General features: G+C 52.3%; 12 protein-coding genes and 1 tRNA gene. 3 read left to right on the top strand and 10 right to left on the bottom strand.

Annotated features, from left to right (window positions below):
• Positions 1-61 precede the first annotated feature (61 nt).
• From CSA35_08150 to CSA35_08110, 9 genes are all read right to left on the bottom strand, one after another.
• The gene (locus tag CSA35_08150) at positions 62-1,984 is read right to left on the bottom strand and encodes a cell division protein FtsH (protein PIE54030.1); all 1,923 of its coding nucleotides are present in this window, start codon (positions 1,982-1,984) and stop codon (positions 62-64) included.
• 18 nt (positions 1,985-2,002) lie between these two features.
• Complete coding sequence (gene hpt, locus CSA35_08145) at positions 2,003-2,545, bottom strand: hypoxanthine phosphoribosyltransferase (protein PIE54029.1); 543 nt, start codon at positions 2,543-2,545, stop codon at positions 2,003-2,005.
• 29 nt (positions 2,546-2,574) lie between these two features.
• Positions 2,575-3,915, bottom strand: a complete 1,341-nt coding sequence (gene tilS, locus CSA35_08140; GenBank protein ID PIE54028.1) for a tRNA lysidine(34) synthetase TilS — start codon at positions 3,913-3,915, stop codon at positions 2,575-2,577.
• A 117-nt stretch (positions 3,916-4,032) separates the two neighbouring features.
• Positions 4,033-4,608 (bottom strand): creatininase, encoded by a 576-nt coding sequence (locus tag CSA35_08135; protein ID PIE54027.1) that lies wholly within the window; start codon positions 4,606-4,608, stop codon positions 4,033-4,035.
• Between the two features lie 447 nt (positions 4,609-5,055).
• A complete protein-coding gene (locus CSA35_08130; GenBank protein PIE54026.1) occupies positions 5,056-5,511 on the bottom strand; it encodes an alkyl hydroperoxide reductase in 456 nt (151 codons plus the stop codon).
• A 9-nt stretch (positions 5,512-5,520) separates the two neighbouring features.
• A complete protein-coding gene (locus CSA35_08125) occupies positions 5,521-5,703 on the bottom strand; it encodes a hypothetical protein (GenBank protein ID PIE54025.1) in 183 nt (60 codons plus the stop codon).
• Positions 5,704-5,909: 206 nt separating this feature from the next.
• Positions 5,910-5,986: transfer RNA gene (locus tag CSA35_08120), tRNA-Arg, on the bottom strand.
• Between the two features lie 190 nt (positions 5,987-6,176).
• Entirely contained in the window at positions 6,177-7,544 is a 1,368-nt protein-coding gene (locus CSA35_08115) for an MATE family efflux transporter (GenBank protein ID PIE54024.1), read from the bottom strand.
• Positions 7,541-7,765, bottom strand: a complete 225-nt coding sequence (locus tag CSA35_08110; GenBank protein ID PIE54023.1) for a hypothetical protein — start codon at positions 7,763-7,765, stop codon at positions 7,541-7,543. The genes CSA35_08115 and CSA35_08110 overlap by 4 nt, the downstream gene beginning before the upstream one ends.
• A 26-nt stretch (positions 7,766-7,791) precedes the next feature.
• Between CSA35_08110 and CSA35_08105 the strand changes: the two genes are divergently transcribed.
• Complete coding sequence (locus tag CSA35_08105; GenBank protein ID PIE54022.1) at positions 7,792-8,733, top strand: hypothetical protein; 942 nt, start codon at positions 7,792-7,794, stop codon at positions 8,731-8,733.
• Positions 8,734-8,802: 69 nt separating this feature from the next.
• Here CSA35_08105 and CSA35_08100 read toward each other — a convergent pair whose 3' ends face one another.
• On the bottom strand, positions 8,803-10,968 hold the full coding sequence (locus CSA35_08100; protein ID PIE54021.1) for a chemotaxis protein: 2,166 nt from the start codon (positions 10,966-10,968) through the stop codon (positions 8,803-8,805).
• 256 nt (positions 10,969-11,224) lie between these two features.
• Between CSA35_08100 and CSA35_08095 the strand changes: the two genes are divergently transcribed.
• Positions 11,225-11,890, top strand: a complete 666-nt coding sequence (locus tag CSA35_08095; protein ID PIE54020.1) for a lactate utilization protein — start codon at positions 11,225-11,227, stop codon at positions 11,888-11,890.
• A 17-nt stretch (positions 11,891-11,907) separates the two neighbouring features.
• Positions 11,908-12,897, top strand: coding sequence for an L-asparaginase (locus CSA35_08090; protein PIE54019.1), 990 nt, complete (start codon positions 11,908-11,910; stop codon positions 12,895-12,897).
• Positions 12,898-12,950: the final 53 nt, after the last annotated feature.

Below are 12,950 nucleotides of genomic sequence, written 5' to 3'. Positions count from 1 at the left end.
AGTCACCTCCCCCAAAGAGACAGAAGGAGCGCCGATAAAATCACCGTCGCTCCCGCCCGTATCACGCTTGCAGATCAACCTCAGTCGGCTCCCCCTCCGGCGGGGATACGGCGACATCCTCCAAGGGAGTGTCCTCATCGGGGCTCGCCTTGTCGTCCTTCGGTCGCTCGGGTTCAGGCTCGTCCTCGGCTTCTCCCAGCAGAGCGTTTAGTTCCTTGCCGTCCAGGACCTCCCTTTCAAGCAGGGTCTCGGCCACGAGCTCCACCTTCTCCATATTCTCCGTGAGAATAGCTCGAACCCGCTCGTAGGCATCCTCCATTATGGTTCGAACTTCCTGATCGATAGCGTAGGCGACTTCCTCGCTGTAGTTTCGGTCTTCAGCGATGTCGCGACCTAAAAATATCTCGTGTTGTTTTTTCCCCAAGGTAACTGGCCCCAAGGTATCACTCATACCATACTGGGTGACCATTTGACGGGCTATCTGGGTTGCCCTCTCCAGATCGTTGGACGCTCCAGTAGTGATATCGCCAAAGACAAGTTCCTCGGCCACCCTACCGCCCAGAAGCACCGAGATATTGTTGATCAGTTCTTTCTTCGACATGAGGAATCGATCCTCTTCGGGAAGCTGCAAGGTATAGCCCAACGCCATACTTCCCCGGGGGATGATGGAGATCTTGTGGACCGGATCGCATCCCGGAATGTATTTTGCCACCAGGGCATGCCCCGTTTCGTGGTAGGCGATGGTCTTTTTCTCCTTCTCACCTATGAGACGGCTGCGGCGCTCAGTTCCGGCGATCACCCGATCAATCCCCTCCTCGAACTCATCCATCGAGATTCGATCCTTGCCAAACCGAGCGGCCAGGAGGGCAGACTCGTTCACCAGGTTGGCCAGGTCGGCCCCGACAAACCCTGGAGTTCTGCGGGCAATGACGTCCAGATCTACCTCATCGTCTAATTTTTTCTCTTTTGTATGAACGTCCAGAATAGCCCGACGCCCTCGAACATCCGGTCGATCCACCACCACGTGACGGTCAAACCGACCAGGACGAAGCAGAGCGGGGTCCAGAACGTCGGCTCGGTTTGTGGCTGCGATGAGGATGATCCCCGTCTTCTCGTCAAATCCATCCATCTCGACCAGGAGCTGGTTCAGGGTTTGCTCACGTTCATCATGACCGCCACCGAGCCCGGCACCTCTCTGGCGTCCTACGGCATCGATCTCGTCGATGAAGACGATGCAGGGCTGAGTTTTCCTGGCCTGCTCAAATAAATCCCGAACTCGTGAGGCCCCTACCCCCACAAACATCTCTACGAAGTCAGAACCACTGGTGCTGAAAAAAGGCACCTCGGCCTCGCCGGCACAGGCCCGAGCGAGCAGAGTTTTTCCCGTCCCAGGCGGCCCCAGAAGGAGAACGCCTCTGGGCACGGTGGCTCCCAGTTTTGTAAACCGCGTGGGGTCCTTCAGATATTCGATGACCTCCTGAAGCTCCTCCTTAGACTCATCACAGCCCGCTACATCGTCGAAGGTGACCTTGGGCCGATTGTCCATGAACATTTTCGCCTTACTCTTGGCAAAACTCATCACCTTGCCTCCACCACCCTGCATGTGGTAGATGAAGAATATCCACACACCGACGAGAAGCAACGTCGGGAACAAGGACGACATCATGGTAACCCACCACGGCGTCCTCTGAGGAGGCATAACCGTGACGTCCACCCCTTTGGCCGCTATGTCTTTGGCCACGTCGCCAACTCCGACTACGTACGTGGAGAACGATTTGCCATCCACCGTCTTGCCCGTCAGGGTAGACTCGTTCACCACTACCGACTTGATCCTGCCGCTATCCGCTTCGTTAAGAAACTGGGTATAGCTCAGGTTCTTAACGTGAGCATTTCGCTGTTCTGGGGACAAGAAGACATTGACAAGGCTCACTACCAGAACGATCAGGATAAGATAGAGTCCAAGATTTTTTACTAACCGCTGCAACCCGCCGCCTCCTTCCGGTTACACCTGAGATACGGGCTGAACCGAGTACACCGACCGCAGGTTACGCCAACGCTCAGCGTAATCCAGGCCGTACCCCACAACGAACAGGTCGGGAATGTCGAAGCCCACGTAATCCACAGCGATATCGACAACCCGCCGTTCCTTTTTGTCCAACAAAGAACACAGGGCTAGGCTCCGAGGCTGGCGCTCCAGAAGAACCCTTTTGAGGTACGACAGAGTCAAGCCCGTGTCCACGATGTCCTCAACGATAAGGACATCCTTGTCTCGGATGTCCTTATCCAGATCCTTGGCGATGCGGACCACTCCGTTAGATTGGGTGGAGGCACCATAGGACGAGACACTCATAAAATCCATGCTCACTCGAACACAATCTTCGATACCCCGAACGAGGTCAGCCATAAAAATCACCGCTCCCCGAAGAATACCAACGACGACCAAGTCCTTACCCTCGTAGTCTTTGCTGATCTGGGCACCCAGTTGGGCAACTCGAGCGGCGATGCGATCCTCCTCAAGAAGGATCTCAGAAATCTCATATTCCATATACGTACAGCGCTCCTTCCTTCTCCCTTTTAGGGACAGGTGAACCGTATCAGGCAAACACCATCACATTTTACACTATTCGAGGGAAAATCCCACCCATTTTTCCACACATGGAAAGATGGAGACCAGACAGGTCTCTCATCGACAGCGAGGACGGGCACGGAGTCCGCCAACCACCAAGGGCCACCCCATTTTTTCCTCTCGGGAACCTGAGACGCAGAAAACAGAGTACACGCATCGCCATCGGAAATCGGGATAGCGGCTTCCATAGGAGCTCGAAAGGAACGAACGTCCCTTTTGTACGACCACGCCACATCCCAAATTCCCCACCGCGTTCGTCCCCTCGGCCTTTCCAGGTTTACAGACTGAGGAGGAGATTCCTCCAAAAGAGATCGATCGATCCACGCAAGAAAATTTTTGTGAGAACAGAGCTCCACCGTTCCGCCCCACTGAAACCGCCATCGAGATGACTTCTTCGCCAGCTCAAGGAGACCCTCAGTCCGATTTCGAGACAGAACAGGTAATCCCAGAGAACGCCCCATGTGTCGAAACAGCGACGCCTGACGCTCTCGGGCCAGCGCCAGAACCCCAGTTCGGCTCAGAGCTGCCAGGCTCCGCGGCAGAGAAAGAGTCAGACGTTCCGCCAGAAGCGACGCCTCTGTCTCCTCCTGGTGACGCCATCGCCTCATATCGGAGACCAGATCCAAAACGTGACGACGGACACCTTGGTTAATCCGATTTTCTAACAGGGGCAATAACTCGTGACGGACACGATTTCGAAGATATCTATCCTGGTCGTTGGTATGATCCTCTACCCAGGGCCACCGCACCTCCCGAAGAAGCTCTCGAAGCCGTTCCCGGGAGGCCTCCAAAACGGGACGAACCAGATCTCCCCGGACATCTGGAATCCCAGCAAGTCCGTAGAGACCCGTTCCTCGGGACAGGTTGAGGAAAAAGGTCTCCACCACGTCATCGGAGGTATGAGCCAAAGCCACCGCCGAGGCTTTCCACTCCCGGGCCGCATCGATCAAAGCCTGATGACGGATTCGACGGGCCGCAAGCTCCATCGATTCGCCCTTTCGTGCCTCAGCAGGAACATCCCGACGAAGGATACGAACCGGAATAGACGCTCCCCTGCACCATTCGGCCACGAAAGCAGCATCGGCATGTCCTTCGTCGCCACGAAGCCCGTGGTCCAGATGTACAGCCAACACCATCCCAGGCCAACGATGAACCATGAGCCACAACAAGGCCATCGAGTCGCTCCCGCCAGAGCACCCCACCGCCATACTCTCGACACCCCACCAGCCTTGCCGACGCCCGGCTCGCTCCAACATCGCCGAAAGCTCATCCAGTACTGACACGTCCATCACCTCTACTTTATTCGTGGACCACAGAAGTTGGATCAATCACGGAACTGTAGGACGAGCCCGACTATATCATACGATTCTGAAGGAAACGGGGTAAAAAAATAATCAAATAAAAGATCATAAAGATTGAAGGGTGTAGGAGGATGACTTTCTGTTGTTCAGAGAAAGCGCTGTAAATTCGGTCACAAAGGAATCCATGTACTCAGTCAGAGTATCGAGGATAGCTTGCCCTATCTGAGCAGAAGCGTCTTCTGGAGCATCTGAGCCACCGTACGCTCCGTTAGAGGAAACATCCCAAGCATCCCGGATAATACGCACCGATCCTTTCCCGTAACGTACGGAACTGATACGGGTGTTTCGCAGACATTCCGAAAGATTGCTAATCTCTGAGGAAAAACAATTCTCCTTGACTACCGATGAGGGGGCCAGCGCCATCATGACCGACCCCGCACCATGCCCCCCAATCCACTCCGAATTGATCTGCCCCGCAAGAACCCACCAATCCACGATAGCGACAAGGCCTCCCGCCTGATACACCTCAAGAGCGACCTTGTCCAGGATGGGGCCGTTACCACCATGACCATTAAGGATGATAAATTTTTTCATGCCGTGTTGAAGAAGAGAACGAGTAATTCCTCGAACAACGGCATACAATGCCTCATCTCCAATGTTGACGGTTCCTGGAAAACCCAGTCGCGTTTATACGTATCAGTGGATCGTTCACCTACTCAAGGCTGTCACAGGCGATTTCTCCCGCAAGGAAACTTCGCCGTTCTAAGGGAATCCCATTCCTTTTCAGGTGTTTAGGGACCTCTAAAAACTCAGAAACTCGCCTCAGGTCGTTCCACCAGAGCCCATTCGAGGTTCGTATTTTTGACCTGCCGTCGTGAAGTGTCGACTGAGGCGAGGCGGACGTCGTCCCAAGCCGAGACAGTACAGGAGGTACCTTTTAGTTAGTTATAATCGGTATTGTAGCCGTTCTATCTCGGGGAGGAGCAGCCCCTCCATCTTCTCTCAGGGGTAGGACGTTTTGAGAGGTGCTTCTTAGACATCCCTTGTATAAACGAGCAGAAGTGCGCCGAAATACGGCGCACTTCTGCTGAACTTCCTCAACGTTAACTATAAAGCACATCAATGTGTTTACAGATCGTCCTGGGGGTTCCACTCTTTCCAGACGTTCCCTACAAGATCAGGGCCAGGTTTCAGGGTTTTCTTCCCAGGAACCCAACTGGCAGGGCAAGCCTCGACTCCCTGAGTCTCTCGGACATGTTGAAAAGCCTGAATCTGACGGAGAGTTTCCTCAAAACGACGTCCTACAGGCGGCGTCAGAACCTCCATCGCCTGAATGACGCCATCAGGATCAATGATGAAGCGACCTCTTATATCAACCCCCATCTTCTCGCTGTATACGTTGTACAGGGTGCCGACAGATCCTGAGCTATCCGACGCCATGTAGAAAGGCACATCTTTCTTCGCCATCTTGCTGAGCTCCTGATCGTTCCATACCTTGTGGACAAAGGCGCTGTCCACACTGATGGCGATAACCTCGACACCAAGTTTCTGAAGTTCCTCATATTTGTCAGCGACCGCTGACACCTCAGTGGCTCAGACGAACGTAAAATCCCCCGGATAAAAACACAAAAGGACCCACTTCCCCTTGAAGTCCGACAGTCGTACCGATGTCATCGGATTACCCTTGTAGTATGCAGGAAGCTTAAAGTCCGGTGCACGACCTCCCGCAACAGCTCTTAGTTCATCACTTGTACAACATTCCTTCTCCTTACTCATGTTACATCCCTCCTTCTATAGTATGTTCCATACCGATTCAACCATATCCCATTATAATAAAACATTCTTTTAATATTAATTTTAGTAGCCACTTTTGATACGAAAAACAGCGCACTTGAACATCTTCGACCCCACGATCTTAGTATAACAAGAAACTCGTCTTTCTGTCAATTTTAGTAACTACTACTGTTTATATAGTGTAAAAATGGCGCGCCCGGCGGGATTCGAACCCACGACCTCTGGCTCCGGAGGCCAGCACTCTATCCAGCTGAGCTACAGGCGCGCAACGGAACTCAGATACGATACATCGAAAAGCCCATCTGGTCAAGCCCTGTGTCGTCGTGTTTCACGGGACGGTGTAGGTGTTCAATACATCCGTCACATGGCGCCGGATCTGAAAAAGGAAAAACAAACCACAACCATCTTCAGATCACTACAGAACGGGGGTGATAGGTTTGTCTATCCACTGACCTTTAAACATGTGACTCACGAGGAACACGGATCATGGCGTCCACCTCTTTTCTAACCGGCATGATCAGGGATACGGTCAAGAGCGTCGCCAAAACATCGGCCACAGCCTGAGAGTAGATAACCCCATCCAATCCAAAGAAAGCATGAAGAAGTATAAGGGTCGGTATGAGAAACAGGCCTTGACGGCTTACTGTGAGGAGCGTTCCCTCACGAGCGTGCCCAAGCGCCAGACAGAGAGTCGCGTAGGTAAACTGAAAACCGAACGTGAAAAAGAGCAAGGTTTGAACCTGAAGGGCTTTCCGACCGATCTTCAGCACCGACGGATCTGTGCTGAACCACGACATAACCTGATTCCCAAAGAAAGCTATGACACCCATCCATAGGAGGCAAAAACTCGTGGTCCATATCAAGCATACCTTTTCAGCCTTTCGAACTCTGGACCCATTCCCCGCTCCATAGGAATAACCTGCCAGAGGCTGAAGGCCTTTGACAAACCCAAAGACGACAAAAGAGCCAAGAGCGACGATCCTCAGGACGACTCCCATGGCAGCCACGCCCGACGGTCCGTAGAGAGACGCTTTATTAGAGATAAGCGCCATCGAGAGGGCAGACAGAATTTGAGAGACAAACATAGAAAGCCCGATTTTCAGGATAGCCACGTAGTCGCCAACTGAGGTCGAGCATCGGGAGAGGTCGATGTTCACAGAGGTTTTTGGGCCTCGATAAAACCGTACGTACAGCCCCAGGCTCAGAAACTGGGAAAGGACCGTTGCGATGGCGGCTCCTCGAACGCCAAACCCAAAAACATAAATAAACAGAGGATCTAAGACCATGTTGCTCAGAGCACCAATGGACATCGCCGTCAGTGTCATAACAGGAGCACCCTGGGAAACGGTCACGTTCCCCAAAGCTACGTTGACGGCGCTGATAACCAAAGCCCCTGAAAACCACCGTCCATATCCCATGGCGACGGGCAGAACCACTCCCCTGGCTCCAGCGACTTCAAGAAGATCGGGCAAAAAAATCTGAAAAGCCACGGCTATAATACCGGCAACAGCGCCTGATGCCACCACTGCCGTTGATGCATAGATCACGGAACGTTCAGGATCACCCGATCCGAGAAAGCGAGAGATGAACGAGCCACTTCCAAACCCAAAGGACAGACCAATTCCCGTAAAGAGCAGAGAAAAAGGGAAGGCTACCGACACAGCAGCGACAGGAACCGTACCCAACCCCGATACGAAGTACGTATCAACCACGTTATACAGAGCCATAACCACCATACTGAAGACCATAGGAACCCCTAATCGGAATAAAGCTTTGGAGACACTGCCCTCCCCCATCATTTTTATTCGCTCCTGTCCGTTCATCTCGATTCAGTCTCCTTTCGTCTTTCGTCGACAGCCACCAAGGGAGGCATTGTGGACACAAGTATAGGCCCACTACCGCCCCCAAGCACCGAGACCAGAAAAACGATCAAATACAGGATACCGTTCCCTTCAGGACAACGTTTTCTGCTCTTTTGAGACGAGGCAATTGGAGAAAAAAATGACAGAAAAAGAGAGGTATTGGACAGGTTCTTCCGATACAATAGCTTTATCAGGGAGGTGACTTTTCATGACGGATTTTTTTGCGGTGCCCCTGGCATCCATGACATCTCAGTCGAGAGACGGTGACGGAGTGCTGCGGTACGACTTCCATCCCGAGATAGGAGAGGGACAGGTCGTTCGATGGGACGGCGAGGGATACTCGGTTCTCGTGGCCGACTTTACGCCCAAAAGGCCCTTGTGGCTGTCTCTGCAACATCGACGGGAATACATGGAAATCAGCCGTTTCGACGCCATCTCCTCATCGATTTATATCGGAAAGGGATACCCTGTTCGTGCCCCACTTGGTCTGTCCGGCTATACCGGCACAGAGAAACCCGTACGGGTTTTCTCCCCAGCCAATCGACCTGTCCGATTCGTCAAGCTCAGGCTGATGCATCAATACTGGAATCACATCCTAAGCCACCGATACGGAGCGAAACTGACGGTATCACGAAAAGACGTACGGACTCTTGCACACTCATCCAGGCGACGAAATCTGGCCCTGGCCTTCGATCAACTGAGGGACCTCCCCGTAAACGGGGACACTCGGGGAGCTTATATCGATGCGAAAACGCTCGAAATTCTCTCGCTTATCGCCGGATGCAGCAACGAACACAAAAAAAGAACCTCCTCAAAGATCACCGCAAGAGATCGACATCTCGTGCAAGAAGCCTGGGAGCATATGATCCGTACCCCTGCCGATCCCCCATCGACAGCTGATCTGGCGAGATCCATTGGGATGAGCGTCTCTCGTTTTTATCGGGTCTTTCGAGAGCTTCAGGGCGGATCGCCCTACGAACGATTTCAGGATTTTCGAATGGATAAAGCCCTGCTCCTTCTGAGGGAGGATGAGGCCTCAATCCAGCAAATTGCCGAGAGCCTCGGATACCGTAATCCCGGCTATTTCGCCGGACTCTTCAAGAAGACTCATGGTCTGAGCCCCCGAGACTATCGAGCCTTGATCATGTAGAAGCCTCTGAAAACACATATCGCTAAAAACTAGGCCACCTCAGAGAGGTGGCCCAACGCATAAGCTACGCTACGATGGAAGCAAAGCGTTACCCTGGGAGTCATCCAACTGAAATTGTCCTATGAGAGAATCCAACCGTTCAGCACCGGATGCCAAGCCCTGTGCTTCCTTAGCTACCTGCTCCGACGCAAAGGCCGTTCCATCGCTGCTATTCTTCACGTTATGCAGAATCTCCGTCGCTTGTACGGTACTTTTTGTGGCCTGGTCGATGCCGAGCGCCATCTCATGGCTGGATGCCGCTTGTTCCGCGGCAAGGGTTGCAATACTCTGCATGGTTCCCTCAACGGATGAAATCTGCTTAAGTGCTTCACCAAGGTTCGTTATGGCCTCACCTGAGGCCTTGATGATCTGCTCCACTAACTGATCGACATCCTTCATCGAGGAGGTAGACGATGTTGCATTGTCTTTAAGGGAAGCTATAAGATCCGCAACCTCTCTGGCAGCCTTGTTACTCTCCTCGGCCAGTTTACGCACTTCCTCAGCCACCACAGCGAAACCTCGACCATGTTCTCCAGCACGTGCTGCCTCAATAGCAGCGTTTAAGGCTAAAAGGTTAGTCTGGTCTGCGATAGACGTGATGGTAGTGACAAAGGCCGCGATAGCTTCCACAGAGCTCCCCACCTGAGTCATGCTCTCCATGGTATGGGAAGAACGATCCCCCACAGATCTAATCATTTCGACCATAGCCTTGACATTTTCAGCAGCATCCTGACTGATGTGACTCATCTCAGCTGACGCTTCGGTTCCTTTAGTGGCGCTACTTGCAGTTTCAGAGGCACCGCTCGAGACTCCTTCAACACCAACGGTGGTCTGCTCAAGCGCAGCAGCGTTCGCCTCAGAGAGCAATTCCACCTGGTTCACAGAAGCCTGAACCTCTTCAATAGAAGCCATGTTTTCCTCTGCCAAAGCAGCTAGTGACTGGGAAATACTTGATAGATGCCCCGATTCGTCCTGGACGGATCGGACAAAAGACGCTATCGACAGCTTCATCTTTAGAAGGTTTTGAATTATATCGGCTATTTCATCATGTTTGTCTTTGTACGTATACATCCATCGCTTAGATTTATCGGTTGAGAAATCCAACGAAGCATATCGTTCGAGAAGAGCCGAAACAGCAAGGAATGGCTTGACAATCGAGCCACTAATTACGAAGATCACAACTCCAAGGAGGATCATTCCCACAAGAGATATAAGGCTCAAATTGCGGGTTAATCTATCAGCAGCAACCGTCACGTCCGATAAAGGCACTGTGATAGCAAGACTCCAGGGATCAAACGCACCGCCTAAAGAAACAGGATATTGCGTTTTAAGGGCCTTCTCTCCCAAATTCTCGGAGTACTCTACAGAAATCTGCTCACTTCCCGATGTTGCTGCCTCAATAACCTGATTCTTATTGCCAATATCTCCCTCGGATGCCTCTGCAAGGTTCTTGCCTGCCAGTTCCTTATTGGGATGGGACACGATATTTCCTTTGCTTGTGTAGAAAGCAGCAAAGGAGTGATCTGTCGGAACAATTGAAGAGACTAGCTCCTGGAGAGGCGGCACATCCAAGTCAATGCCAGCTACGCCAATAACTTCTCCGTTGTTCTTGATGGGAATAATGACGCCGATAATGAAGAGGTCATCGCCTTCGTTTCCGAAGGAATACCAATGAGGATCGTTAATATAAGACTGCCCCGATCGAAGTGGCTTTTGATACCAATCCATCGCAAGGCTTTCTTCGGTTATGTCGTAGGTTCGAACGATACTATCGCCCACCTGCCGGACAAAGCTTCCCACGAAACGCCCCGATTCCGGGAATCCATTGATCCCGGAGAAATCGAGGTCTTTGCCGTCGAAAGCGTTGGGCTCGAAGACAAACCAGGTCGAACGAATCCCTGGTGTTTCAACCAAGGTTTGGCGCACGATATCCATGGTTTTTTGCCGAGCTCCCGGCATGGATCTGCCTATGACACCCAAGGTTTTACTCAATTGCTGAGTTGTCATAATTAATCTGCTTATTGTCTGAGATATCTCAATGGCACTTTTCTCCGACACATTGATCAGTGCCTGAGTTGCTTTGTCCACAGAGTTAGAGCGTACTGTCACTGCTGTATAGGCTACAATAGTTCCCTGAATGATCACCAGAGCCCCCAATAGAAGAACCAGCATTTTCCCTCGAATTCGTAGTCTCATATTTCCACCTCAGTTTGAATTTTTAGGTCATTGAATGTCGAGAACTTTTCCAACTCTAAGATTATACACTACCAGAAGGAACCTGCTGAACATGACTTTTAAACAAATATCCCCAAATAGCCGAAGGTTACAGCCAGCCCCTCATACTCTTCATGCAATTCTGAGCTCTCTCATCAGATCAACTGGACTTTTTCGCCAATCTCTGCCATCATAACTATAATGGGTCGCGTACGAACCAGTACCAAGGAGGGAGAGTATGTCCATGCAAAAAACTCCGGGTTTCGATACCCCACAGTTGAGATGGAACCGCCGCCTTGGATCTCTCATATCCAAGAACCTGATTGATCGGGGTCACGACGCCCGATACGTGGACACCAAGCAGGAGGCCAAACAGACCGTACTTGACATTATCCCGGCGAATGCATCGGTCGGTGTTCCCGGAACGGTAACAATCCGGGAGATCGGGGCAGTCGATGCCCTGATTGGTCGAGGAAACCGTCTCGTGCAACATTGGCTTCCATCCTCCAGCAAAGAGGAAAAAAACGCTCAGCTCAGTGGCGAGCTCACCTGTGATTTCTTTTTGACCAGCTCCAACGCTATCACTAAGGACGGCATTCTCGTCAACATGGACGGTAGGGGCAACCGCCTAGCGGGCATGTGTTGGGGAACGGGAACGATCGTCTACGTTATCGGGCTCAACAAAGTCTGCGAAAATCTGGAATCGGCGATTCTTCGGGTTCAAAACTACGCCTCACCCTTGAACGCCCTTCGCCTGGGTGTTGATTTTGCCGAGGAAAACGAGATCTCGTTTCGGAAGAATAAAGCCCTCCAGAACATCGGACGGATCCTTTTGATCACGGAACAGGCTCCCATGGGGCGAGATTCCCGAGTTATCCTCGTCGGAGAGTCCTGTGGATACTGACCGATTGGAGGAGTCCCATGCCTAACCGGGGAAAGATCGCCTTGGTTGTCGCCGGAGGGGAGCTCTGTACACGATGGGGCTCCAAGAAAGACGGTCAACCGACGGAGGTCTCTGCCGAGGAGATGCTTCAATGGCTTCCAGAGGAGATCACCCAGGATGTTCATCTTGTGAATTGGAGCTACCAGGCGAGTAGCCATTACACAATCCGCATGACATCCGACCTCATGGGGGTTATGGCAAAACTGGTCGTCGATGGAATCCAGGGCATCGTGGTCACGTGTGGATCGGACACTGTCGACGAGATGTCCTACTTAGCCGATCTCACATGGGCCTATCCCCAACCGGTTATATTCACTGGTGCCGTTCATCCGTCAAACGTCATGGGCTCGGATGCCGTCATCAACCTGTACCAAGCGTTTTTGGCGGCCCGGTCTCAGGCATGCTGGGGTGCGGGCGTGTTGATTTGTTTTCAGGATAAGATCTTTGCCGCATCGGAGGTCAGCCTCGTTAATAACCACCGGCGAGATTGCCTTGTCGCCGTGGATCGAGGTCCTATCGGCGAGATCGTCTGCGACGACGTCATCCTTCGGAGAGCCCCTAAACGAGGGAAAACCCTTGAAGGCGTCACTCCGGCAAAAAACGTGGAGCTTGTTCAAGCCTCTCTGGGTGGCGGCGAACGTCTTTTGGCTTCTCTGCTTTCCTCTCCTGAAGATCTGCCTGATGGCGTGGTTTTGGGGGCCTTCGGCAACGGGAACGTGTTCCCTGGCTGGCTCCCGTCCATCAAGGGGCTCATTAAGTCGGAGGTTCCGGTTCTCTTGACCTCTCGGTGTCCTTCGGGGCGTGTCCTTCCCTCATCAAACATCGAGGGCTCAGCTCAACGTCTGCTTGAGATTGGCGTTCTGGATGGTGGAGACCTCTCACCCCTGAAGGGACGCCTCAAGCTCGCCGTAGCCGTCGGAGCCGGCTTGAGTGGAGACGAACTTCAAGAATACATCATATACAAATGACAAGAAAGATCGGGGAGAGCTGATGTGCTCTCCCCGATCTTTCTTGTCCACCT

The organism is Dethiosulfovibrio peptidovorans (assembly GCA_002748665.1).
Taxonomy (GTDB): Bacteria; Synergistota; Synergistia; order Synergistales; family Dethiosulfovibrionaceae; genus Dethiosulfovibrio; species Dethiosulfovibrio peptidovorans_A.
This window is presented reverse-complemented; position numbering and strand designations above follow the sequence as displayed.

Excerpts from the sequence above, each read along its gene's own strand:
- hpt (PIE54029.1), bottom strand. The coding sequence starts at position 2,545 with ATGGAATATGAGATTTCTGAGATCCTTCTTGAGGAGGATCGCATCGCC.
- tilS (PIE54028.1), bottom strand. The coding sequence starts at position 3,915 with ATGGACGTGTCAGTACTGGATGAGCTTTCGGCGATGTTGGAGCGAGCC.
- CSA35_08125 (PIE54025.1), bottom strand. The coding sequence starts at position 5,703 with ATGAGTAAGGAGAAGGAATGTTGTACAAGTGATGAACTAAGAGCTGTT.
- CSA35_08115 (PIE54024.1), bottom strand. The coding sequence starts at position 7,544 with ATGAACGGACAGGAGCGAATAAAAATGATGGGGGAGGGCAGTGTCTCC.
- CSA35_08105 (PIE54022.1), top strand. The coding sequence starts at position 7,792 with ATGACGGATTTTTTTGCGGTGCCCCTGGCATCCATGACATCTCAGTCG.
- CSA35_08100 (PIE54021.1), bottom strand. The coding sequence starts at position 10,968 with ATGAGACTACGAATTCGAGGGAAAATGCTGGTTCTTCTATTGGGGGCT.
- CSA35_08095 (PIE54020.1), top strand. The coding sequence starts at position 11,225 with ATGTCCATGCAAAAAACTCCGGGTTTCGATACCCCACAGTTGAGATGG.
- CSA35_08090 (PIE54019.1), top strand. The coding sequence starts at position 11,908 with ATGCCTAACCGGGGAAAGATCGCCTTGGTTGTCGCCGGAGGGGAGCTC.